This window comes from Bacillus sp. V26 (genome assembly GCF_034296245.1).
GTDB lineage: Bacteria > Bacillota > Bacilli > Bacillales > Bacillaceae > Bacillus > Bacillus halotolerans.
The window spans coordinates 204,422-228,047 of the sequence record NZ_JAXKQF010000002.1 but is presented as its reverse complement, the minus strand read 5'-3'; the positions used below and the strand labels follow the sequence as shown (position 1 = coordinate 228,047).

Below are 23,626 nucleotides of genomic sequence, written 5' to 3'. Positions count from 1 at the left end.
AGGCAAGAGGCTCTCCCGATACAGAGAGCCCCGCAGCCGCTGTTTTACAAATAAAAGGTATCGGATCTTAACCCCAAGCGCAAAGTCTCCAGAGCAATCGCATCATGAAATGAGATATTCGCCAGATTGACATTCGGCCCGATCCTTTGAATAAAACCTTGCTGGAGCGTTTTGTTTGGTGCTTCAAATATCATTCGGCTGATATCAATATCCGACAAAATGATATCATCAACGATTTGAAACCGGACATCTCCGCTGCTGGAACAGATCCCCCCTGTCCCGCTTTCCCTTGCTTCCGTAATCACTTTCTCTGCGCCTGCCTCCATATCTTCGAGAATATACTCAAGCCATTCCTCAGAGCACTGGCAGCTTGATACTTCCTCATCCTTGCTGCCCACCTCGCTGAGCACAAGAAATTCATCAGAAAAATCAGCAATGTAAGCCGCTTTTTCTTTATTCGTCATCGGGAGAGTGCCGTTTGAAATCTCAATATATTCGCACCCGAAGTAAGTGCAGTACCGATGAAATTCGTTGACTTTATTCTGGCTTACATATTTCTCAAACAGCGTGCCGCCGAAGAAAAACTTCACGTCATGCTCTTTCAGGGAGCTGATTTTTTCTTCAAGGTCTTTCGTAAGTAATGAAGTGCCCCAGCCGAATTTCACAAAATCTATATAGTCGGATGCCGCGCCTATCACATCTTTGAAAAACTGTAAGGGGTAGCCGTTGTCGATTAAAATGGTCTGTCCGTTTTCTCTCGGTTTACTTGTTCTCACTGGCAATTCTAGTGAAAAATCATTCATATCATGACCCTCTCTATCGTTGGAACTTCTCTTTCTTGTTTTACTTTCATCACGAAGTCGCCCGTTATTTCTTTTGTACAGTACGCAATGTCTTCCGGTTCAAATAACGGCTGGCTGCTGTCAAAAAACTTCTCCGCAACGGATGAGTTTTTGATTCTTTCAATCACTTCAGCGGCCGCACCATTCGTCCCTTCTATAATGCTTTTGATATATTCCGCACACGCCATATCATCATCACCTGACGGATGGGAAGCCACAATGTTCAGCACACAATCTTTTGCAGCGAGCTTTTTCACATATTCCGCTGTTGTTCTGGCATTAGAAAATCCGGTCACAAAAAGATGCTTGGCCTTCAGCGCTCCTAACGCCGCTGTGACGCCGTTTGTCGTTTTCTGGATCAGCCGCTTATCCGCCATATCCTGCTCTGCCATACGCTTTGGAGAATTATCCAAATCAAATCCTTTGATTCCGACCCCCTTTTCCTCTCCTGTTAATACATAATCCGGATAGGTTTCTTTCAACTTGAAAGCTTCCTCAGTTGTCCGGGCCAAGAGAATTTCTTTCGCCCCGCCGATAAAAGCAAAATGGGCCACGGTAAAGGCTCGAATGACGTCAATAACGATATTGATATCTGCCGGGGCAAGTGAATGATGATGCCCCTGATAAATGGTAATCGGCATAATACCTCTCCTTGGGCTTAAAACCATTTTGCTAAAAAGCATATTCAGCTGGTCTCTTATTGGTTCCGCCGCGCCTCCGTCTCCTCATTTAGGCGGCCGCACACCTAAAAACCCTGAACCTTTATCTCAAAAGTGAATAGTCTGCCTATAACTCGATCAATAGATAAAAAACAGACAGATGCAAAACGGGGGGAAAATATTGAACGAACACATCACCTTTGACACATGGAACGAAACGCTGGCAAAAGAGATGACGGACCAATTGATCGATGAGCTCGATGTATTGAAATGGGCTTACAGGACATACGGGGATAAGATCGTGTATGCATGCAGCTTTGGCGCTGAAGGGATGGTGCTTCTCGACTTAATTTCAAAGATCAACAAACATGCGCACATCATCTTTTTAGATACAGGGCTCCATTTTCAGGAAACATATGAGCTGATCGAAGCCGTCAAACAAAAATACCCGGCATTTACGATCCAGCTGCTTGAACCCGAGCTGAACTTAAAAGAACAAGCGGCGCAATACGGCGATGAATTATGGAAACACAACCCGAATCTCTGCTGCCAATTACGGAAAATCGCACCTCTGCAAAAACACTTATCAGGCATGACAGCTTGGATTTCAGGTCTGCGCCGGGAGCAATCACCGACGAGAAAGCATATTCAATTCATCAACCAGGATCAGAAATTTAAGCTTATTAAAATCTGTCCGCTCATTCACTGGACATGGGATGATGTTTGGACGTACATCCGGCTCCACAATTTGCCTTACAACAAACTGCACGATCAAAATTACCCGAGCATAGGCTGTGAAATGTGCACATTGCCTTCTTCAAACCCAAATGATGAGAGAGCGGGAAGATGGGCCGGACGCGAGAAAACTGAATGCGGTCTGCACCAGGAATGAAAGACCGTATGTCGTGAGAATGGAAGCGCCGGCAGGTTTCAATCTACATTTTCTATTGATGAGAAAGCCCGTCCAGCGAAGAAATGGCAGACTATTAAAAAACAATGTAAAACGCAAAGATGGAGGTTAAGCACGTGAATGCAATCGAGCCCCATGGAGGGGTGTTAATCAACCGCTTCGATCCCGCATGCACTTTTGATGGCTGCACTTGCGAAGCTGAGCTTGATCAGCTGGCATTGAGCGACCTCGAGCTTATCGCGATCGGCGGCTACAGCCCGTTAACAGGTTTTTTGGGAGAAAAAGATTATCATTCCGTTGTGAAAGAGATGAGGCTGGCGAACGGTTTGCCGTGGAGTCTGCCTATTACGCTGCCTGTCAGCGAAGAAACAGCAAAACAGCTGTCTGTCGGAAATCACGTGAAGCTTGTGAAACACGGCGTGACGTACGGCATGATGACAGTGACCGATATCTATCAGCCAGATAAAACACAGGAGGCGCTGTCTGTTTATAAAACAAACGATCCCGCCCACCCCGGAGTAAAAAAACTGCTGGAGCGTCCGGACTTTTATATTGGAGGGCCTATCCTTGTCAGCCGCCTTCCCGATAAGTCCTTCGAACAGTTTTATGCAGCGCCGGCACAAACGAGAACGGCCTTTGAAAAGCTCGGCTGGAAAACAATTGTCGGCTTTCAGACGCGGAATCCCGTTCACAGAGCCCATGAATATATTCAAAAAACAGCGTTGGAAACCGTCGACGGTCTGCTGCTTCATCCGCTAATAGGAGAAACGAAATCAGATGATATTCCGAGTGATATCAGAATGGAAAGCTACCAAGTACTGCTTGACCAGTATTATCCAAAGGATCGGGTGATGTTATCGGTGTTCCCTGCCGCCATGCGGTATGCCGGGCCGCGTGAAGCGATTTTCCATGCGCTCGTCCGCAAAAATTACGGCTGCACCCATTTTATCGTCGGACGCGATCATGCAGGTGTCGGCAGCTATTACGGAACGTACGACGCACAGACCATTTTCGGATCATTCACCGAGGAAGAGCTGGGCATCAAGCCGCTGTTTTTTGAGCATAGCTTTTACTGCCGGAAATGCGGAAATATGGGCACCTCCAAAACGTGTCCGCACAGCGCGAGAGATCACATCCATTTATCAGGCACCAAAGTGAGGGAGCTTCTCCGCCAAGGCAAAAAGCCGCCGAAAGAATTCAGCCGGCCCGAGGTTGCAAGCGTGCTGATAAAAGGGCTTCATCAGCAGCCTGTTGCCATTCAGAGAAACAGCGGGGGATCAGAATGACACACAACCCGAATATCGTTTGGCATCCAGCGGTGATCCAAAAATCTGACAGACAGAGCTTAAACGGACATAAAAGCTGCGCCCTTTGGTTTACCGGTCTGTCCGGCTCAGGAAAATCAGTGCTCGCCAATGCCGTAGATGAAAAGCTCTATCACATGGGAATTCAGAGTTATGTCCTTGACGGCGATAATATCCGCCACGGATTGAATCGAGATCTCGGCTTTCGGACTGAGGACAGAATCGAAAACATCCGCCGGATCGGGGAAGTCGCAAAGCTGTTTGTCGATAGCGGCCAAATGATCTTAACAGCCTTTATTTCTCCGTTCAGAGAGGATCGGGATATGGTCAGAGCGCTGTTTCCCGATGGAGAATTTCTCGAAATTTATGTGAAATGCCCGCTCCAGGTTTGTGAACAGCGGGATCCGAAAGGTCTTTATAAAAAAGCGCGCAACGGCGACATTAAACATTTCACGGGGATTGATTCTCCCTATGAAGCGCCTCTTTCTCCCGATTTGATCATTGAATCTGACCAAACGTCCATTGCGGATGGAGCTGATTTGATCATCAAAGAATTGCAGCACAAAGGCATCATTTAAAAAACCCGACATTGATCGGGTTTTTTTATTTAGCAAACTGTGCAATCAGGCTGTTTATTTTTTCTTTTTCCTCATAAAAGAGCCCGTGCCCATTGTTTTCAAACGGAACCAATTCCGACTGCTTTATGCCGCGTTTTAATACTTTGGCAAAATCAAACGGAGCGATTTTGTCCTTTCTGCCATGCAGGATGAGTGTCGGCACCTTGATTTCCGCCAGATCTTTTCTGAGATCCTCGTCTCTTAACGCAATGCCTGAGTGAATCGTTCCGTATGAGGAAGCGTCCAGCAAAAGATTCTGGAACCATTGCTGGAACTCCGGAGAAACTTGTTTCTCGAAAAACTGTCTTCCCAGGTCAGCAAGCGTCTTCGGCCGATCGCTTTTGAATTGTTCAATCATGTCATCAATGTCCTGTTTCCTCATGCCGTACGGATAGCCCGGGCGCTTTGTAAATGCTGGCGCGGCCGCTGACAATAAAACCAGTTTATCGATATCGGTGCTCTCATGCCTTGCCATGTAACGGATCGCAATCGCACCTCCCATTGAAAAGCCGGCGAGAATCGCATTCTCGAGCTGCAGCGTATAAATGACGGCCTTCACGTCATCTGCCATCGTATTATAATCGTAGCCTTCCCACGGGCGGTCGGAATCACCGTAGCCCCGAAAATCGATGCCGATAAAACGGAAACCTCTTTTCGGCAGCTCATTCATTTGATATTCAAACATCTTATGATTCAGCGGCCAGCCATGCAAGAAGATCATCGGCCTTCCATGCCCGATATCCTCCACAAACAGTGTCACATTCTCCTCGGTTTTTACGTAATGCCCCACTTCACATTCCTCCTGTTCCCTTTTCCTTCCCGTCTTGTAAACGCCTTGACGTGCGGGAAGCTTTGCATTTATGCTTACAAAACAAGCGGGCTGCAGCACCCAGAATAGGCTCTTCACGTTTTACTATATGTATCAATCCGCGGAAACGATCTATGAAATTGATCCTGATGGTTTTAGGTCATTCAGGAATGTAAAGGATGTCAAATGATGAATAAAACAGCGATTCAAAAACCGTACGTACCAGAAAACCTGCAAGCCGCCGATTTTCATGAAACGGCTGCAACAGATGATGTGATCAGCATGCATTTATTTGAAGATTGTTCAATTTCCGGTGAAGACATAGACAGGCTTTGTATTGAAAAAACCGTATTTCGGAATGTCGTGTTTATCGATGTTTCCTTCCGTTTTATTGAGCTGACAGATGTGATTTTCGAAAAATGCGATTTATCGAACGCTGATTTCAGCGGGGCTGTTCTGCACAGAACTTTATTGAAGCAATCGAAAATGGTCGGGATGAACTTGGCGGACTCAACGCTGCGGAATGTGTCGTTCGAGGAATGTCACGGGCAATTCAGTTCATTTTATTATTCGAATATGAAACACGTTCTGTTTCATCATTGTGTCCTTTTGCAAAGTGAATGCAGCAGCATGGCGCTCCAGCAGACACACTTTGATGCGTGCGAACTGGAGGGCGCCAACTTTACCGGTACGTCACTTCAAAACGTGGACATCAGCTCCTGCCGGTTTGAACAGATCCATGTCTCACTAGACAAATTAAAGGGCTGCAAAATTGCTCCGGAGCACGCAATGGCCTTTGCGAGAGCGCTGGGAGCTGTCATCGTCTAGCTTAAGCCTGCGTCATCAGGCGGCGGGCTGTATCTGCAGCCGCCTTGATGCCGATTTTCAGATCCTGAAGAGACGCATAGGAATACGACAGCCGAATGCTGCGCCGGTCATCGCCGTCATAAACGGAACCGGGGTTCACCAGCACCTGCTGTTTCAATAATTCCATAAACAGCTGCCTGACAGGCAGTTGTTTATGGAATGTGACCCATATATAAAAGCCGCCGGCTGGGATGCGCCACTCGGCAATATCTCCTGCATACTGCTGAAGAAACTGAAGTGCCGCGTCTCTCCTTTTCTTCAGCTCCTTTCTTACCCAAGCGAGGTGTTCTTCATAATATCCTTGTGACAGCCATCGCGCCGCGGCCCATTGAGAGAGGCCGCTCGATCCGTAATCCGTCTGCATTTTAATGTCAGCCAGCCTTTCAATAACTGGTTCCGGGCCGGCCAGCCAGCCGATTCGAAGACCGGGGCTTACTGTTTTCGAAAACGTGCCGAGATACAGGACATTGCCTTCCTGATCCATCGACTTTAACGGCAGCGGCGGCTGTTCTTCAAACCACAAATCACCGTACGCATCATCTTCAATGACCGGCAGCTGCTCTTTTTTTGACAGACTGACAACCTCTTCCCTTCTCTTCTCTGACATGACAATGCCAGTTGGATTATGAAACGACGGAATCGTGTAAAGCAGCTGGCCCCCGTATTGCTTCCGGTAAGCTGAAATCAGCCCCGCCTGCATTCCTTCTTCATCCATCGGCAAACCGCGAAGCCGCATCCCTGCGGATTGAAAAACATGCAAAGAGTGAAGATAGGAAGGTTTTTCTGTCAAAATGACTGAGTCCCGCTTTAAAAGCCCGATCGAAATGAGCTGGAGCGCCTGCAGTGCGCCGGATACAATTAAAATGGCTGAAGGTGACACATTGATATGCTTTGTTTTTAAATGCTCAGCCACCGCCTCCCGCAGATCTATATTTCCTTTCGGCTGTTCGTATCCTAAAGACAGAACATGCGGATTGATTTGCTGAAACATCCTGCGCATCGTTTCAGCCGGCAGCAGCTCTGGTGAAAGCTCTCCCGTCCCCAGCCGAATGATATCCGCTCGCGCCTCGTTTTTATTGATATCCTGAATGATAGAAGAATTGGGATGATGAATCCCTGAGCGGACATAGGTGCTCCAATCAAGTGGCGGAGCTGACGCAAGCACGCTCCATGTGCTGTTTACTACCTTTGTGCCGCCGCCTCTTCTCCCCTCTAACAGACCTTGAGACGTGAGTTCATCAATCGCCGATGTCACTGTGCTTCGGTTGACCTGAAACATATCCGCCAGCGTTCTTTGTGACGGAATTTTCGTCCCTACAGCCCACTCGCCATGGAGAATTTTTTCTTTTATATATTGTTCGATTTGCCGATGAAGCGGAATGTCCGATTCACGGCTTGGCTGCCAATGTGACAACGTCAAGCCCCCTTTTTTTCACATTATACATTTGGCTGGTTTCAAAACCAACCAAATGGCCGGAGACATGTAAAATCTTCTCTATTATTATGAGAAAAACAGATGTGAAAGGAGTTTTTTCAGCATGAATGCAATGATTCACGGAATCGTGCTGGCCTTCGGCTTAATTTTGCCGCTGGGGGCGCAGAATGTGTTTATTTTTCAGCAGGGAGCGTGGCAAAGGCATATTTGGCTGGCGCTGCCAGCCGTCATCAGTGCTTCTGTCTGCGATACCCTGCTCATTGTGTTAGCGGTTGCGGGTGTATCTGTCATTGTGCAGCAGGTGCCTGTTTTTGAGACGGGAATGATGGCCGTGGGATTTTTGTTTCTCATTTACATGGGCTGGGTAACATGGAACAGCCGTCCGAAAACGGATGACAAAGAAAACAATATATTCACAGCAAAGAAACAAGCCGCATTTGCCGCAGCCGTGTCTCTGTTAAACCCGCACGCCATTTTAGACACTGTCGGCGTCATCGGTACAAGCTCTTTGCAGTATTCAGGGCTTGAGAAATGGCTCTTTATGGCCGCCTGCATCGCTGTGTCTTGGATTTGGTTTATCAGTCTTGCGATAGCGGGCCGGCTGTTTCAGACGATAGATACGAGCGGCAGGCTTATGTTGATCGTAAACAAATGTTCTGCGGTGGTAATGTGGGCTGCCGCCGTCTATTTCTTGTTCTCGATCTTTCGTTAACTGGAGGAAACCACAGCCTAAACATCGAATTCTATTTAGAAAAGGGGGCGATGTTTGTGACTGACGCTAAACAGTTTTATGACTACCATTCCTGGGCGAACAAGCGAATCTTGAACCATATCGAACACCTGCCGGAGGAAACTGCTTATCAAGAAGTAAAGAGCGTATTCCCTTCAGTCAGTGACGTACTGCTTCATATGTGCAGGGCTGACTACATATGGCTGAACGTTCTTTCGGGAGTGGACTACCAAGAGATTATAGACGGCACAGGCAAATTCGAGTCCGCGAATGGCAATATGGCAGCGATTAAACAGCACGCTTCCGAGTTGGAATTACAGTATCATCATTTCTTCAGCCGCCAGACGGACTTAGAACAGACCTTCTCCATGCAGCATCCGAAACTCGGTACACTGGAATCAACCTATGCAGACACCATCCTGCATGTCGTCAATCACGGCACTTATCACAGAGGGAACGTGACGGCCATGCTAAGACAGCTGGGCCATTCAGGCGTACCTACTGATTATATGTACTATTTATATGAGAAAAGAGAAAGCAAGGGCTAAACTGTCCTTGCTTTTTTTGGCGGAAAAGCCACAAATGGAACCTATTAACTTTTACATACCTGTATAAGCACGCTCCACATCAAGCTGTACAGGCCTGCCGCTTCGATACGAATCGGTCGCGGCGATGCCGACTTCTAAATTGATCGTCGCATCGACATCTGTCACAATCGGTGTTTTTCCATTTCGGACGCACTCTGCAAAATGCTGCAGTTCTAAGCAGTAGGCTTCATGAAAACGAGTTTGAAAGTCTGGGATGATCTCATAACTGCTCCCTTTAGCGGTCAGGATGGTCACATTTTGGTTTCTCAATGTCCCTATGAAAATACTGCCTTCTGTCCCGATAATTTCTGCACGGATGTCATGGCCGTATGGAGAGGTTCTGCTTGCCTCGACGTCTCCCGCTGCGCCGGAATCAAACTCTAAATACGTCAGCGCCTGATCAACATCGCCATATTGTTCCATAAACGGGTTGTTTAAAATCCGGCCGTGTCCGGAAACAGAAGTGATCTCCGCTCCGAGCAAATAACGGGCAATATCGTAATCATGGATGGAACAGTCGATAAAGATCCCTCCGCTATGTTTGATAAACTCAGCGGGTGGCGCCCCTTGATCGCGTGTAAAGCCTTTATAATAGATGGGTTTGCCGATCTCTCCCGCGTCTATCCGCCGTTTCGCATCCCCATATGCAGGATCAAAACGCCTCATAAAACCGACTTGGCAGATGACACCTGTCTCTTTTATTTTTTCAGAAACTGATTTTGATTCCTCAAGGTTTAATGTCAGCGGTTTTTCAACGAAAATCTGCTTGCCGTTTTCCGCCGCTTTGATGATCATTTCCCCATGCGTGCTTGTCGGCGTTACGATGACCACTGCATCAATCTCGGAATCTGCTAAAATCTCATGCGGATCATCCGACCATTTTTCAAGCCCGAATTCTTTAGCGACCTGCTCGGCTCTTTCTGTCATCGGATCACCGACACTGACAAGCTCAGCTCCCGGAACGCTGGTCATAAGGTTTCTTGCGTGATAGTATCCCAGTCTCCCTAACCCTAATACCGCGCATCTTACTCGATTTCCCATGTCCTCATCTCCTTAGTCTCCTTTTTACCACCTAATGAAAGCGCTTTACCATAATGGTTAAAAAAATAGCGGTTCATCCACTATTTGGCCGATATATTTTTGCGCAAGCGCTTTCTCAAAAGGTGATTTCATTTTACAATGTCCTTTCTTCCCATGCAATATCTTTTTCGCCTTCGCTGTCAAAAAGAAAAGAACCCGCTGCATTATCGGATTCTTTTCGTGAACGGTGCTGTAGAATGTCTGATCACTAGCTCGGGTGATAACACTATTTTTTGTTTTGCCTTTCGTTTTCCTTCGATTTCTTCCGCCAGCAGTTCAATGATGCGCTGCCCCATTTCTTTAATCGGCTGGGCTACCGTTGTCAGGGGCGGATCGACCATTTCAGCAAGGATGGTGTTATCAAACCCGATGATGGACAGGTCATCCGGAACCTTGATGCCTCTTATTCTCGCCGCCTGAATGGCGGCACAGGCCAATACATCGTTAAAAGCAAAAATAGCCGTTGGCCTATCCCTGTCCAGCAATTTTCCCGCCTCTTCCTTACCGCTCTCCAAAGAGAAGCGTGTCGGAACGATCAGCGACTCATCGACCGGCACATTCGCTTCCGCCATCGCCTGCCGGAATCCTTTGATTCTGTCTGTTTCACCTGTCGTTGACCCGTCACCCACAATGCAGGCAATCCTCGTGTGGCCCAATGACAAAAGATGCTTGGCAGCCTCATACCCGCCGAGAATATCATCCATCACAACGATATCCATCGGAAGAAGGGGCTTATCCTGAGAAATCATGGCGAGCGGGATATGTTCGCTAATGATTTCCTCTAAAGCTGACATGCTGTCATGATTCTCAATTCCTGTCGCAAAAATGATGCCGTCTACGTTTTTTTGCTTTAGGACAGAAAAATATTTCGTTTCTTTTTTCGGATCGTAATCGGTACTGCAAATGATCATCTGAAAACCAAGCTCATCCGCTCTTTCCTCTATGCTTTTCGCGAGCTCGCCGTAAAACGGGTTTGAAATATCAGGCGTCACAAGGCCGATAATATTGGTCCGCTTTCCCGTTAAAGCAGCGGCGTGGACATTGGGCGTGTACTCCATTTCCTTCATCACATTCATGACCCTTTGCCTTGTTTTGTCACTGATCCGGCCCGTATGGTTAATGACGCGCGATACGGTCGTGATCGAGACACCCGCCTTTCTCGCCACATCGTAAATTGTCGTTTTCATCTTCATCCCTCGTCTGCTTATTGAACTTTCCGGCTGACAATTTTCCGGTATTCAATTGGTGAAATGCCTTCAATTTGCTTAAAGAGCTTTGAAAAGTATGTCGGGTCCTCCATTCCAATCGTTTCCGCGATGACGCCCATTTTATCATTTGTCGAGGATAAAAGACGCTTTGCTTCAGTCATTCTTACCCGATTTGTGTATTGGCCCGGCGTGACACCAAGCACTTGCTGCATGCAGCGGGTCACATAATCCTGATTATAGTGCAGGGCGAGCGACAGATCCTTGATTGTCGTTTTCTCCTTATAATGCTCCTGTAAGTATCGGGCCGCCTCCCATGCCACCCGCTCTTTTGCAGACGGAATTTGAAACGCCTCCTTTTGAAGATGCAGCATCAGCTCTTCAAACAAGATTTGTTTTCTGAGCGGCAAATCGGAGTTTTCTGCGGAGTAATCAATGAGCCTTTCAAACTGCTGCGCCATAAATTGCGGGCGCTGCACCTTGCCTTTTCTCGGCAATGCGAGCCCGTAGCGGGCTGGCTCCTCGAAGCTCCCCTTTTCCTGCTGAAGCTCTGCCCAATTGCTGCCCCCTTTTGCGGTAAATTCATATTGATGTTCATCAAAGTGAAGCCAATAATAGGAGGTCGCTTCATCACTGCCCTTTGTCCCATAGTGTTCAAGACCGGGAGAAAGCAAGATATATTCGCCCCCTTCAACAGAGAACGATTTTTCATTTTCAGTGATATATAACGTCCCCTGCTTGACGTATATCAGATCAAATACAGAAAAAACGCGTTTGACATGGGTTTCTCCTTTTTTAAAAACCCCTTCTCCGGCTGCGATAAACACCGGGAAAGGCGGGACTGTAAACAGGATGCGAGGCAATTTGATCACCCTCCTTTTTAAGTCGGATTTTTGCAAGAAGTATCGTTTCTCTCCCTTTTTATTATAAGGAAATGGAGGTACACTTTAAAACGTTGATTTTATTTACGAAAGGGGTTAGACACTATGAAACAAGCTGTCTTCAAATCAACTGCTTTGAAAAAACCCGCTGACAAATCGTTCTCATTATTTTCGCTTACTTGGCCGATCTTTATTGAGGTCTCATTATATATGTTTATGGGTAATGCTGATACACTGATGCTCAGCCAATACTCAGATAACAGTGTGGCGGCAGTCGGCGTCAGCAACCAGATTTTGAATTTAATTATCGTGATGTTCAGTTTTATCGCAACAGGAACAACTGTTGTCATCTCACAATTTTTAGGATCCCGGAAAAAGAAAGAAGCTATGGAAGTCGCTTATGTGTCAATCGCAGCCAACTTCTTCATCAGCCTTGCGATCAGCGCTCTCATCTTTTTTGCGGCAGTTCCTCTGCTTCATATGATGGGATTATCAAATGAGCTGATGCCTGACGCTAAAGTCTTTTTACAAGTTGTCGGAGGTCTGTCCTTTATTCAGGCTTTAATCATGACATTCAGCGCGATCTTAAAAAGCTATGGCTACACAAAGGATACAATGTTTGTCACAATCGGCATGAACATTTTAAACATTGCCGGAAACTTCGTTGTCATTTTTGGCCTGTTCGGCTTTCCAGTTCTCGGCGTAGCCGGTGTTGCCATGTCCACATCTATCGCGCGTGTTATCGGATTAATCGCGATGATTGTCATTGTAAACAAACGCATTCAGCTGAAGATGTCGTTGAAAAAAGTATTTCATATGCATAAAGACCATTTGCGCAAGCTGCTGAAAATCGGCATTCCTTCAGCAGGTGAACAGCTTTCTTATAACCTTTCGCAAATGATTGTCACTTATTTTATTGCCATCATGGGGGCGCAGGCTTTAACAACCAAAGTGTATACGCAAAATATTACGATGTTTATTCTGCTCTTCGGGACTGCGATCAGCCAAGGCACACAAATTTTAATCGGCCGCTATATCGGCGGCAAACAGTTCGATGCCGCATATGAGCGCTGCATGAAAAGCTTGTATTGGGCGCTCGGAATTGCTGCGGCCACATCTGTTTTGATGACAATCTTTTCAAAAGACCTTATCGGCATCTTCACACAAAGCCCTGATATTATTGCTACCGCAAGCCTTTTGATTGCGATGACCATCATCCTTGAACCGGGCCGCTCATTTAATGTGATTATTATTAACTCTCTGCGCGCCGCGGGGGATGCGAAATTCCCGGTCTACATGGCGATGATTTCCATGTGGGGCATCGGCCTTCCGCTTGCTTATCTATTCGGCATTCATCTCGGTTTCGGGCTTGCCGGCGTATGGATTTCTTTTATCGCGGACGAATGGGTCCGGGGAATCTTAATGTACAGAAGATGGCGCTCACGGATCTGGATTCAAAAAGGTATGGCGTAACACCCGGCAGAACAAGCCGGGTGTTTTTTTACAGCTCGGACAGAATCATTTTTGCTTCGCTGTCTGTTAAGGCATGCTTGTGTCCAAATACGTTGTACTGCTCCGTTCGGATTTTTTCCAGAATGGCTCGGTACAGCTGAGCTGCAGCTTTTACCGCTTTTTGAGAATACTGAGGGAAAATCGGCAGGGCATCCAGGCACTCTTCAAGGTAGGCCTCCGCTTCAAAAGCGATGTACTCCCACGTCATCGTGAACGCTTTATTGACGGTGCCTTTTTGAAGATCGGCCTCTGTATAGCCGAATTGCTGCATCACCTGGCGGGGAATGCGGTTTTTTTGATGCTGGTCCGTGCCGAGATTGTTTAAAATTCGAATCAGCTGTATGGCCAAGCCGAGAGAGACCGCTGCTTGTTTGAGCTGATCTTGATTTCGGCGCGTCAGCATCGGCAGCAGCATCAATCCCGCGTTTCCGCCCGTCTGATATGCGTCCATGAGCAGTTCATCAAGGGTTTCATGCGTCTTCGATTCATCTTTCTTTGCGGCAAGGAACTCCCGAAAAGGCTCGCTGTCTAATGTAAATGTCTGATACGCATGGTCGAACGCTTTCCACAAATCGTGTTTCCCGTTACTTGCCCTTTGAAAAACATGTTCAGCCTCAGCTTCAAATACAGGTATCGCCTTCTCATCTGCACTGGCTGCCGTATGGCAAAACGCCAAAACAGCCCAAGCAGCTTGTCTTTGCTTCAGCGGGAGAAATGAGAATGCCCGGAAACAGGCTGGCGCGTATTCGCTGACAATCTGTCCGCACTGCTGATAAGCTTCTTTTATCTCTTTCATTTCTTTTCACTCCTATGTATCACTGCTTCTTCAAGTCTATTATGTTTGCTCCTAATTGTATATGAAGAAAAAGCCGATTCTTACTTTGTAAAAGTAACAAGAATGAAAAATGCGCAACATGCTGCTTCAATCATATAAACCTCGAATGCCTAGTCTGAACAGGACCATCAACGAGATATGCTTTTTTATTTTTAATGCCATACAACAGATAGAGATTAAACACTTCTCAATCACTGCTTCAATAAAAGAGGAATCACGAAAAAAAGGGCTAATTGTTATTTAATACATTATAGTAATGGAGTGAGTTCAGTGATAAAATTTTTTGAATATAACTGGCAGGTTAGAGATCAATGGTTTACTTGGTGTCATCAACTAAGCACTGAAGAGTTACTTAAAAACCATCTTGGCGGGGTAGAGAATATTTTATATACCCTTTTTCATATTATTGACGTGGAATATAGTTGGGTTCGTGCTATCCAAGGAAAAGAAGATATCGTTGTTCAGTTCGCTGATTATCATACACTCGATAAAGTGAAATCCCTCTCAAATACATTCCGAACTGAAATTATTGATGTTTTAGAAACACATTCAGAGCAAATAAAAGATGAACTTGTAAGCGTTCCTTGGGAGAAAGATGTTCTATATACGCGAGATGAAATATTACACCATATAATCGCTCACGAAATCCACCATATTGGTCAACTTTCTGTATGGGCTAGGGAATTAAAGTTAAGCCCAGTATCAGCTAGTTTTATCGGCAGAACATTAAAACCTATTCATTCATATTGAAGGAACGTGGGGACTTTGGCGCAACAACACTTCGATATTGCTGTTGTAAAAAAAGGATAGATAGAGCATAATTTCTCTGCCCATCTATCCTTTCTTATTTTAATCTATACATCTCCAGCTTTTAAAATAGAACCTACCTCTCGTCAATATCAATCCGATACGCCTCAAACCATGTATGAATTTGGGCAAGATGGGCGATCAGCTGCGGCCCTTTCATCAGCTGTCCGTACCATGGGACCTGAAAGGAGGAGCCTTCCGTCTCTAAAAGCTGATCCAATTGGTTTCTGTCCAGCAGGGTATGGAGCACGGAGTCCTTTTGGCTCCTGATCGCTTTCAGCCACTCGCTGACTCCTTTTGTATATTTAGGATGGTGCGTTTTCGGATACGGACTTTTTTTACGATATAAGATTTCATCAGGCAAAATGCCTTCAAGCGCTTTTCGCAAAATGCCTTTTTCCCGGTTGTCATGCATTTTCATTTCCCATGGGATATTCCAGACGTATTCAACGAGCCGATGATCTGCAAACGGCACCCGCACCTCAAGGCTCGCCCCCATGCTCATGCGATCCTTCCGGTCCAAAAGATTGGTCATAAACCAAAGCATATTTAAATAGAACAGCTGTCTCCTTGCTTTATCCTCACCTGTTTCACCGTCTAATAACGGCGTTTCGGCCAGGGTTTCTTCGTATTTTGCATGTACGTATTCCTTCAAATTCAATTTTTTCTGCCACGTATCGGAGAGCAGCTTCACCCGCTCTTCAGTTGATCTCATCCACGGAAAACCGGACTCAACGTCTGCTGTATGGAACCACGGATATCCGCCGAAAATCTCATCCGCGCATTCTCCTGACAGACTGACAACAAAGTCCTTTTTGATTTCACGGCAAAACCACAATAGGGATGAGTCGACATCAGCCATTCCCGGCAGGTCTTTGACCAGAACGGCTTCCTCCAAATGATCGACGAGATCTTTTTGGCTGATGACGCATTTATGGTGCGTCGTGCCGAAAGCCTCTGTCATTTTTTCAATCCACGGCCCGTCGTCATTCGGCTGAAAGGCGCTCGCTTGAAAAAATTTGTCGTTTTCTTCGTAATCAATCGAATAAGTATGAAGCGGGGCTTTTTCTTCCTTTTCAAAATGGCCTGCGGCAATGGCGGTAATCGCACTCGAATCAAGTCCGCCGGATAGGAACGTACAAACCGGAACATCCGACACTAGCTGCCGCGTCACCGCATCCTGAAACAACGACCTCACATTGGCCACACTGTCTTCAAAGCTGTCCGTATGTTTCTCGCTTTTGACATTCCAATAACGCCATATGTTCAGTCCGTCTTTAGAAAATGTCAGCGCATGGGCCGGACGGACTTCATTAATGCCTTTAAACACGCCTGTCCCCGGGGTTCTGGACGGTCCGAGCCCGAAAATTTCCGAGAGACCCGTTCTGTCCACTCGCGCCTTCACCTCGGGGTGTGCGAGGATGGCTTTGAGTTCTGATCCGAAGAGAAAAGAAGAGCCTTGCTCCGTATAAAAAAACGGCTTCACGCCAAGACGGTCTCTCGCCGCAAACAGCAGATCACGCTTTTCATCCCACACGGCAAAGGCGAAAATGCCGTTCAAGCGATCCACACAATTCTCCTGCCATTCAATGTAGCTGTGCAGCAACACCTCGGTATCAGATGTCCGCTCGAACTGATGGCCCCGCGCCCGCAGCTCTTTGCGCAGATCTTCCGTGTTATACAGCTCACCATTGTAAATAATTGTGTACGTATCCCCTTTATAGGTGCATGCCATCGGCTGGCGTCCGCCTTCAATATCAACAACCGCAAGCCTTTTATGTCCGAATAAAACATGGTGCTCTCCCCAAACGTTAGAATCATCAGGCCCCCGTTTGGAAAGAGTGTCTGTCATTCTGTTCATCGTTTGTTTTTCTTGGACGAGCTGCTTTTTAAAGTCGACCCAACCCGTAATTCCACACATGTGATATCAGCTCCAATCCCGTTTCTTTCGGTATCAAATTCGTTTCTTTCAGCACCTTAGTAAGTTTATGCATCTATAGACAGATAGTTGATTTGTCCACAAAAGAGTTGTATGGGACAGGCTTGTATTGGAAAGAAAAGAGAGGAACGAAGAAAAAAGGAGAGCACTTCATTTATGAAACGAAAACAATTTCTATATAAAGATGAACAGAAATGGGAATACGGCACCATTCTGATCGAAGACGGCATATGCTTAATCGAAAACCAGGAAGGTGATGTGCTGCTGGCGGAAAGTCTTCAAAACAAACCGATCTGGATTCAGCGCGAAGAAAAGTGGGAGCAGGCCGATTTCCAGGACAAAATGGTTCTGACATGTTGCGGAGAAGACATTTCCCTTTCCGGCGGAGAATGCATACGCTTTGAAAAATCGGTAAAACGTCCGCTTATGACGCTTCTGGATTCGCTGGATGATGAAACCTTTCTCGCTTTTTTACAGCATTTGCACAGCTTTGGTTTATCGGTATTCGATTGCGTGTTTTCTTATAATAAAGAGGTCTTTTCGAATATCTCAGAGGAACAAGGTGTTTCCTTTTATCACTTTTCAAATGATACCGCCCAATGCGCGCTGCAGCACCATTACAGCAGAGGAACGGCTGGCGACCGGTTCGAATGGACGGCTTCCGATGGAAAACGTTCTATTATGTATTCAGCGGTCCAGCGGGGACGCAAATAAAAAAGCGGTGCTTCAGCACCGCTTTTTCTTTATTTTTCTACAACAACCTTTACAGCCTTGCTTTCTTTTTTATCCGTATCAGCTGCCGTGACGTACAGCACCGTACCGGCTTTTTGTTTTTTGATTTTTACTGTAAAGGCACCTTTTGCGTCAGCTTTACCAGAAGCGATCACTTTTTTCGATTTGTTTTTCACTTTGATCACCGCTTTGCTGTTGGCCTTGCCTTTTACTGCTGTGTCTTTCGTTTTGACAGCCTTTACTTTCGGTGTGCCGGATGGTTTTCCTTTCACGACAACCACTTGTAAGGATGTTTTTGCATCGCCTTTAGTGGCTTTCACATGCAGGACTTTATCTTGTTTCTGAGTCGGGATGCTGACTTTAAATGTACCGTCTTTTCCCGCTTTGGCACTGCCGAGTTTTTTCTTGCCGCTCATCACCTCGATCAGCGTGCCTTCTTTCGCTTTTCCTCTGACGGCTGTTTGCGTGCTTTCCAGCTTATTGACCTTCACCTGTAAATCAACAGCGCTGACAGCCTGCATCACATTCAGCCGGCCGTATCCGGAATGCCAGTCAACTCCTGGAATGCGGGGAATTTCGATTGGATCGCCATTATCGTCATACATTTCCTCTTCTTCACCATCGGCACTTTCAAAGGAAATATCGTCCGCTGTCTTTTTCAGGATATCCTCTACTTCTGTTCTTTTAAGCTTCGGATTTTGCGCAAACAGCAGCCCTGCCGCAGCTGCAGCATAAGGCGTCGCCATGGACGTTCCGCTCATGTACGTCACATTTCCGTTCGGCACCAAGCTCGGGATATCAGAACCCGGCGCACTGATGTCGAGACCTTTCCCGTAGTTAGAGAAGTCTGCTGTCATATCCATGCGGTTCGTCGCTCCGACTGACATGGCATATTTAGAGGAAGCTGGGTAAGATAAGGAATTGGCTCCGTCATTTCCGCTGGCTGCCGCAATCAGGACGTTTTTGTCAGCCGCGTATTTCAAAGCAAATTCAAGCACGCGGCTGTAGCCTCCGCCTAAGCTTAAGTTAATGACCTTTGCTCCTTTGTCAGCTGCGTATTTGATGCCGAGGGCAATTTGTTCAGTATCTCCGGAGCCTGTTGAATCAAGCACCTTAACCGGTATAATTTTCGCTTTGGCGTTCAGGCCAGTCATGGAATAGCCGTTATCACTTTGGGCGGCGATAATGCCGGCGACATGCGTTCCATGCCCTTGATCATCCATTGCATTGTTATTCCGTCCCACAAAATTGTGTCCCAGATCGGTTCTTACTTTCCCTTTTAAATCAGCAAGCGTACTGTCTACACCTGTGTCCACAACCGCAATCAATGTATCGTTCAGCTTGCGCTTGGACAGCAATGTGCTGGCAGGCTCATATTTGACATCTGCATTTTTGATGCCGCCGTTTTCACCATTGTTTCTAAGCGGCCACTGGTAAGAGTACTGAACGTCGTTAGACAGGCTTTTGTATTCCTGAACCGGTTCAGCAAATTCTACGTTAGACATTTTGGATAATGTCGCGGCAGCGCTTTTCACACGTTTTGCGCTTGCCGTGTATGTCCCGCTTTGCTTTTGATCCTTCGGCAGTTCAAAAGAGTAGAGGTTGTCAAACAGTTTCTTTGCCTTATTCACATTGGAAATGTCTTGTTTCGATTGCGCGCTGGCAGAAAAGCCCTTCATTTCGTTATGTACTGATGAGAGGCTTTTATTGTCTTTTACCTTAAAAATCACCTTTGTTGTCTGAACTTCGCTTTTTGCCGCCAGGCTGTTTTCAGATAAAACCGCTCCTGCCGTCTTGCCCTCAAGCTTTGTGATGTTTAATCGCTCCGCCTGTTTCTTTATATCCCCTTTCAGGAAAGACGGAACAGATTGTAAAACCTTTTCGTATAACCGATTGATTGCTTTTTGATCCTTTTCGGTTACCTTATATGCAGACGCTGCGCCATTTTCTGACACATCGTCAAACATCGGTTTTAACGTCACAAGATCTTGATAGACTTCATTTCTCTCTGTTTTATTGAGTGCGAGTTTTGCAGCAATAAATGGAGCCGCTTTGTAGTAAAGGCTTGTCAGTTCTTTGCCCTCTGCTGTTTGGCTGAGCTGCTCATCACGAATCGCTCTCAGCTTTGCCAGAATGCCTTTTCCCGATTTTTTCTGGTCGACACTCATTTCCACCGGGCAGGCTTCTTCCTCTTCCAGATCTGAGGGCTGTTTTTTGGTGCCTGTATATCCAATCGTATATTTGGCTTCGGCAGCTGCTTCTGCGCTTCCTCCGTCTTCCGTTTCCTCTTCCCCAAGGTTCTCAACCTTTACATAGTAAGGGCCGCTCCATGCATAAGGAAAAACAATTTCGCTCTTTCCATCCTCTGCTGTGTAGGAACGGTACATGTCAAACGTCTCATCTTTAAGCGCTTTTTCCTTGCTTGAATAGACAGATACATTCAGAACAGCATCACTCTTAACAGTCAGTGCCATATGCGAGTCTTTCTGAATATCTGCCTTTCCAGGATTCACTTGATACCATTTCGCCTGCTCCGGTTCCTTCATGGTTCCCGTTTGTTCTTTGCCTTTTTCCAGCACACCGGCTACATCAATGGTTCCGGCAGCAGCTGCTTTGGTGCCTGGAGAAAAAAGGCTGAAGATCAGTGCGAAAATGAGCACTGCCGCCAAAAAAGAGCTGAATTTTCTTCGTTTCATGTTATCCCTCCTGTAAAATAATGAATCTTTTTGAAGAGTATCATAATTTCATAGGCCGAGATACCGCTTACAGGGAATTTTAAGGTTATTTTAAATGATTTGGAATATCAGGGAGGAACCATATAAAAAAAACCCGATTCTCTTTAGAACCGGGTTCAAGCTTTTTCTATTAAAATAATCGGAATCCAATCGGCAGATGAAGACCGAGCAGCACTGTCAGCACAAGGACAATGATAAAGCCGATCCACAGTCCGCCAGTTGATTTTTCTTTTTTCTTGCGGATCAATAGCATTTCCATCAGTCCGATGGTGATAATGCCAAGCAGCATTTTTCCAGCGTATTCCCCGTTCCAGTTGGCAAAACGGACAAACAGCTCAGCACCTGTCAAAATAATAATGATATAGAATAACCGCAGAATCATATGAGTGATTTTGGCGCCCTTCGCACTTCCTGATGAATACAGCGAGTAGCTGACGAAAAGCAGGATCAGCGCTACCACCCATGATGTAATATGCATGTGTGTCATACATGTTCCCCCTATCAGATAACATTACCCCACTTATAGTACCACGATCTTGTCCCTGGCTACAAAGATGATTCACAGAAAAAGCGGGCGGTTCCTGTGCCGCCCTCCTTATGATCAGCTGATTTGATTTGACAGCGTTCCGATGGGTTCAATCGTGATGTCGATTTGATCGCCTCGCCGCAGAAATTTCGGCGGTGTAAAGCCCTTTCCTACACCAGACGGCGTGCCGGTGGCAATGATGTCCCCCGCTTCAAGCGTCATCCCCATTGAAAGGGTTTCGATTAATTCCGCGACAGAGAAAATCATATCGCTTGCCGAGCCGGATTGGCGCAGCTCGCCGTTGACCCTCGTTTCAACCTTAAGGCGCTCCGGATCGGGAATTAACGATTTATGTACAAGCACAGGTCCCATCGGACATGTCGTATCCAGACTTTTTCCGATAAAAAACTGCTTATGTCTTTTTTGCAGATCCCGCGCCGTGATATCATTCACAATCGTATATCCGAAAATATGGTCATAAGCTTCTTCTTTTGAAATGCGGGTGCCGCTTTTTCCGATGACGACAGCAAGCTCTCCTTCGTAATCGAGCTGAGAGGTGACCTCCTCATGGCTGTTTACCGCATCACCGTGGCCAGTGACTGTTACAGGCGATTTTGTAAATACCATCGGATGCTCCGGAATATCAGCCTCACTGCCCATTTCAATTGCGTGATCCCTATAGTTTTTGCCGATGCACATGATATTTTTTGACGGCTTAGGAATAGGCGCATGGAGCTTCACGTCAGATAATGAGTAAATAAATGATCCAAGCTCATCATTTGGTTTCTTCGCCCACTCGGCCAGCTGCCTTGCATGCGCAACAAATTTATCCCCTTCTGCGATACACTCAATCAGCGAACCCGGAATCGTCTCAAGTTCAAACAGTTTTTTTTCAGCCCTTTGCAAGTCCATAATTTTATCATCTTCAATGATCAGGCCGACAAACATTCGGTTGTAAAGTTCCCCTGTCGCAAATTTCATGTTATTCCTCCATCATCTTTTAAATCAGAGTTCTACTTCAATTATTCTCTGTCGAATGCTGAAATTCCTTTTTATCAAATGCGTGTTTTCATTCCCGTTTCGGGACTGGCTCGCTGTACATATCATACAAATGGCTTCTGAGGAGGAGGAAAGAATATGGAAAGCATACATTTATTTTTTCGTCGGCAGCAGCTTAACAGAACGGGGACTGCCAAGGGACTGATGATGACAGACAGAATCGTTTCTCCCATTCTTCTCACACAGCGTGACAGCCTGCAAAAGGCGTCCTATGAAATAAACTGTGATCAGTCTCCGCTCGGTGAAAAAAAGTTTTATCTGAATGCGGAACAAGATGATCCTTCACTGATGCGGCGCAGGCTTGCTTATTGTTTTTTTCATCAAATCGGCGTCGCTTCCCAGGATGCCTCTTACATCTTTCTGATCATCAATGGTCAAAGGGAAGGCATTTATTTAAAAATTGATGGGCTCGATGAGAATCGCCGGCTTCCGAAAGGAGCCATTTATGAAGTGAAGGATACCGATCCGAGGGTTCCGCTGTCTGTTTTCAACCACGACACTTCCATTGAAAACAGACAGCGCACCGCATACTTACGTGAATTTATCACGCTGATCTGTACAGCGGAGGATGACGAATTTGCCGAACGAATTAAAATGTATCTTGATGTAAAGCTGTTTTTCCTGTGGCTGATCGGCAGCGCCTGCACACGCCAAGCCTTTTATTACGGCTTTTGTTTGAACGAGACCGGCCGCTTTCACATCGCTCCAATGGAAACAAAAGCGCTTGCCGCATACGGATTTACAGAAGAAGACCCTCTATTGGCAAACGGCCGTACACTTGCGTCAAGACTTCTCTCCATCCCAGCTTTCCGGGCACAATATCACGCGCTAATGAAAAACGTGCTGAGCCGGGAGTTTACGATCGACCGTCTGTCTCCGTTTATCAGAGACTGGCATTTTGACATTTGTCAAAGAGCAAGCGATGATCCGCACATGAAAAAAAGCCCCTTACAATTAGAGAAGGAGCAAGCAAATATCCTGCGCGAAATCGAAGAGCGGCAGGACTTTTTACAAGTACACCTGGCGAGACTATAGTCCTTTCTCAACCAGAGCAAGTCAAAAAGACCGCAGCAAAAATTGTCGCTTTTTTAGTCAAATTGACGAAAGGCAACCTTTTCAGCCAAAATAGGTTATACTATCTATATCCTGTATGCATCAAAATAAAATCTAGAATTGGAGATTGTTTCATGAATACAAAAATTGAAGAAATGAGAGTTATGCTAATTGAAACAGCACAAAAATACGGTATGAATTCGAAAGAAACGATTCAATGCAGCCAAGAGCTGGACAGTCTGCTCAATATTCGAATTAAAGAAGAAATCACCTCTTGGGGGCAAAACGCCCGTGTGTGATCATATGATATGTATTTAAAGGCTTCCCGCCTCACCCGCCGCTATTGCTCATCAACATCCTGAGATATGCTTCAGGGCGAGAATTTGCCGTCCGAAAACAAGAACAATTCAGCAGACCCTTTCAGGATCAGCATGAAATATCACGGCAGATAACACTCCAACAGCACGAATTACTCCGAAAGACATTTCCTGTACCTCTTTTGC

At 46.2% G+C, this 23,626-nt stretch carries 22 protein-coding genes and 1 pseudogene; 11 read left to right on the top strand and 12 right to left on the bottom strand.

The window, feature by feature from the left end; translation table 11 throughout:
- Positions 1-44: 44 nt before the first annotated feature.
- Together UJ203_RS08390 and UJ203_RS08385 are read right to left on the bottom strand one after the other, a co-directional pair.
- Entirely contained in the window at positions 45-803 is a 759-nt protein-coding gene (locus UJ203_RS08390) for a phosphosulfolactate synthase (RefSeq protein ID WP_105990569.1), read from the bottom strand.
- Entirely contained in the window at positions 800-1,483 is a 684-nt protein-coding gene (locus UJ203_RS08385) for a 2-phosphosulfolactate phosphatase (RefSeq protein WP_322009884.1), read from the bottom strand. Before UJ203_RS08385 ends, UJ203_RS08390 begins: the two co-directional genes overlap by 4 nt.
- Before the next feature lie 199 nt (positions 1,484-1,682).
- Between UJ203_RS08385 and UJ203_RS08380 the strand changes: the two genes are divergently transcribed.
- The 3 genes from UJ203_RS08380 (at position 1,683) to cysC (ending at position 4,293) form a co-directional block, all read left to right on the top strand.
- The gene (locus tag UJ203_RS08380) at positions 1,683-2,393 is read left to right on the top strand and encodes a phosphoadenylyl-sulfate reductase (protein ID WP_024120870.1); all 711 of its coding nucleotides are present in this window, start codon (positions 1,683-1,685) and stop codon (positions 2,391-2,393) included.
- A gap of 134 nt (positions 2,394-2,527) precedes the next feature.
- On the top strand, positions 2,528-3,697 hold the full coding sequence (gene sat / locus UJ203_RS08375; protein ID WP_322009882.1) for a sulfate adenylyltransferase: 1,170 nt from the start codon (positions 2,528-2,530) through the stop codon (positions 3,695-3,697).
- Positions 3,694-4,293, top strand: coding sequence for an adenylyl-sulfate kinase (cysC, locus tag UJ203_RS08370; protein ID WP_217827169.1), 600 nt, complete (start codon positions 3,694-3,696; stop codon positions 4,291-4,293). Before sat ends, cysC begins: the two co-directional genes overlap by 4 nt.
- A gap of 25 nt (positions 4,294-4,318) precedes the next feature.
- Here cysC and UJ203_RS08365 read toward each other — a convergent pair whose 3' ends face one another.
- On the bottom strand, positions 4,319-5,122 hold the full coding sequence (locus tag UJ203_RS08365) for an alpha/beta hydrolase (protein WP_322009877.1): 804 nt from the start codon (positions 5,120-5,122) through the stop codon (positions 4,319-4,321).
- Between the two features lie 207 nt (positions 5,123-5,329).
- On the opposite strand from UJ203_RS08365, the gene UJ203_RS08360 reads away from it, so the two are divergent.
- On the top strand, positions 5,330-5,968 hold the full coding sequence (locus UJ203_RS08360; protein ID WP_202853476.1) for a pentapeptide repeat-containing protein: 639 nt from the start codon (positions 5,330-5,332) through the stop codon (positions 5,966-5,968).
- A 1-nt stretch (position 5,969) separates the two neighbouring features.
- Here UJ203_RS08360 and UJ203_RS08355 read toward each other — a convergent pair whose 3' ends face one another.
- Positions 5,970-7,427: a PLP-dependent aminotransferase family protein gene (locus tag UJ203_RS08355; protein WP_248338320.1), complete on the bottom strand. Its 1,458-nt coding sequence runs from the start codon at positions 7,425-7,427 to the stop codon at positions 5,970-5,972.
- 118 nt (positions 7,428-7,545) lie between these two features.
- On the opposite strand from UJ203_RS08355, the gene UJ203_RS08350 reads away from it, so the two are divergent.
- Together UJ203_RS08350 and UJ203_RS08345 are read left to right on the top strand one after the other, a co-directional pair.
- A complete protein-coding gene (locus tag UJ203_RS08350; RefSeq protein ID WP_105953758.1) occupies positions 7,546-8,154 on the top strand; it encodes a LysE/ArgO family amino acid transporter in 609 nt (202 codons plus the stop codon).
- A 56-nt stretch (positions 8,155-8,210) separates the two neighbouring features.
- Entirely contained in the window at positions 8,211-8,720 is a 510-nt protein-coding gene (locus tag UJ203_RS08345) for a DinB family protein (RefSeq protein ID WP_227598285.1), read from the top strand.
- 51 nt (positions 8,721-8,771) lie between these two features.
- Here the strand turns inward: UJ203_RS08345 and UJ203_RS08340 are convergent, their stop codons facing one another.
- The 3 genes from UJ203_RS08340 to UJ203_RS08330 all read right to left on the bottom strand — a co-directional run bounded on the left by UJ203_RS08340 (position 8,772) and on the right by UJ203_RS08330 (position 11,907).
- Complete coding sequence (locus UJ203_RS08340) at positions 8,772-9,800, bottom strand: Gfo/Idh/MocA family oxidoreductase (protein WP_227598286.1); 1,029 nt, start codon at positions 9,798-9,800, stop codon at positions 8,772-8,774.
- Between the two features lie 203 nt (positions 9,801-10,003).
- Positions 10,004-11,026, bottom strand: coding sequence for a LacI family DNA-binding transcriptional regulator (locus UJ203_RS08335; protein ID WP_305933899.1), 1,023 nt, complete (start codon positions 11,024-11,026; stop codon positions 10,004-10,006).
- A 17-nt stretch (positions 11,027-11,043) separates the two neighbouring features.
- A complete protein-coding gene (locus tag UJ203_RS08330; protein WP_095713660.1) occupies positions 11,044-11,907 on the bottom strand; it encodes an AraC family transcriptional regulator in 864 nt (287 codons plus the stop codon).
- Positions 11,908-12,030: 123 nt separating this feature from the next.
- Here UJ203_RS08330 and UJ203_RS08325 point away from each other — a divergent pair, with 123 nt between their 5' ends.
- Positions 12,031-13,398 carry an MATE family efflux transporter gene (locus UJ203_RS08325; RefSeq protein ID WP_059293074.1) on the top strand — a complete coding sequence of 456 codons (1,368 nt, stop codon included), beginning with the start codon at positions 12,031-12,033 and terminating at the stop codon, positions 13,396-13,398.
- A 28-nt stretch (positions 13,399-13,426) separates the two neighbouring features.
- Here the strand turns inward: UJ203_RS08325 and UJ203_RS08320 are convergent.
- Positions 13,427-14,256: pseudogene (locus UJ203_RS08320) on the bottom strand (phytoene/squalene synthase family protein).
- Positions 14,257-14,542: 286 nt separating this feature from the next.
- Here UJ203_RS08320 and UJ203_RS08315 point away from each other — a divergent pair.
- Complete coding sequence (locus UJ203_RS08315; protein ID WP_024120855.1) at positions 14,543-15,022, top strand: DinB family protein; 480 nt, start codon at positions 14,543-14,545, stop codon at positions 15,020-15,022.
- A 133-nt stretch (positions 15,023-15,155) separates the two neighbouring features.
- On the opposite strand, the gene asnB is transcribed toward UJ203_RS08315, so the two are convergent.
- On the bottom strand, positions 15,156-17,000 hold the full coding sequence (gene asnB, locus UJ203_RS08310) for an asparagine synthase (glutamine-hydrolyzing) (protein ID WP_322009858.1): 1,845 nt from the start codon (positions 16,998-17,000) through the stop codon (positions 15,156-15,158).
- 174 nt (positions 17,001-17,174) lie between these two features.
- On the opposite strand from asnB, the gene UJ203_RS08305 reads away from it, so the two are divergent.
- Positions 17,175-17,732, top strand: a complete 558-nt coding sequence (locus tag UJ203_RS08305; protein ID WP_227598289.1) for a DUF2777 domain-containing protein — start codon at positions 17,175-17,177, stop codon at positions 17,730-17,732.
- Positions 17,733-17,761: 29 nt separating this feature from the next.
- Here UJ203_RS08305 and UJ203_RS08300 read toward each other — a convergent pair whose 3' ends face one another.
- The 3 genes from UJ203_RS08300 to UJ203_RS08290 all read right to left on the bottom strand — a co-directional run bounded on the left by UJ203_RS08300 (position 17,762) and on the right by UJ203_RS08290 (position 21,992).
- Positions 17,762-20,446, bottom strand: a complete 2,685-nt coding sequence (locus tag UJ203_RS08300) for a S8 family peptidase (RefSeq protein WP_322009854.1) — start codon at positions 20,444-20,446, stop codon at positions 17,762-17,764.
- A gap of 169 nt (positions 20,447-20,615) precedes the next feature.
- Positions 20,616-20,972, bottom strand: coding sequence for a YisL family protein (locus UJ203_RS08295; protein WP_044156468.1), 357 nt, complete (start codon positions 20,970-20,972; stop codon positions 20,616-20,618).
- 114 nt (positions 20,973-21,086) lie between these two features.
- A complete protein-coding gene (locus tag UJ203_RS08290; protein WP_105953767.1) occupies positions 21,087-21,992 on the bottom strand; it encodes a fumarylacetoacetate hydrolase family protein in 906 nt (301 codons plus the stop codon).
- A 156-nt stretch (positions 21,993-22,148) separates the two neighbouring features.
- Here UJ203_RS08290 and UJ203_RS08285 point away from each other — a divergent pair, with 156 nt between their 5' ends.
- Positions 22,149-23,105 carry a CotH kinase family protein gene (locus UJ203_RS08285; RefSeq protein ID WP_322009849.1) on the top strand — a complete coding sequence of 319 codons (957 nt, stop codon included), beginning with the start codon at positions 22,149-22,151 and terminating at the stop codon, positions 23,103-23,105.
- A 152-nt stretch (positions 23,106-23,257) separates the two neighbouring features.
- A complete protein-coding gene (locus UJ203_RS08280; RefSeq protein ID WP_024120848.1) occupies positions 23,258-23,422 on the top strand; it encodes an aspartyl-phosphate phosphatase Spo0E family protein in 165 nt (54 codons plus the stop codon).
- The last annotated feature ends 204 nt before the right edge of the window (positions 23,423-23,626 follow it).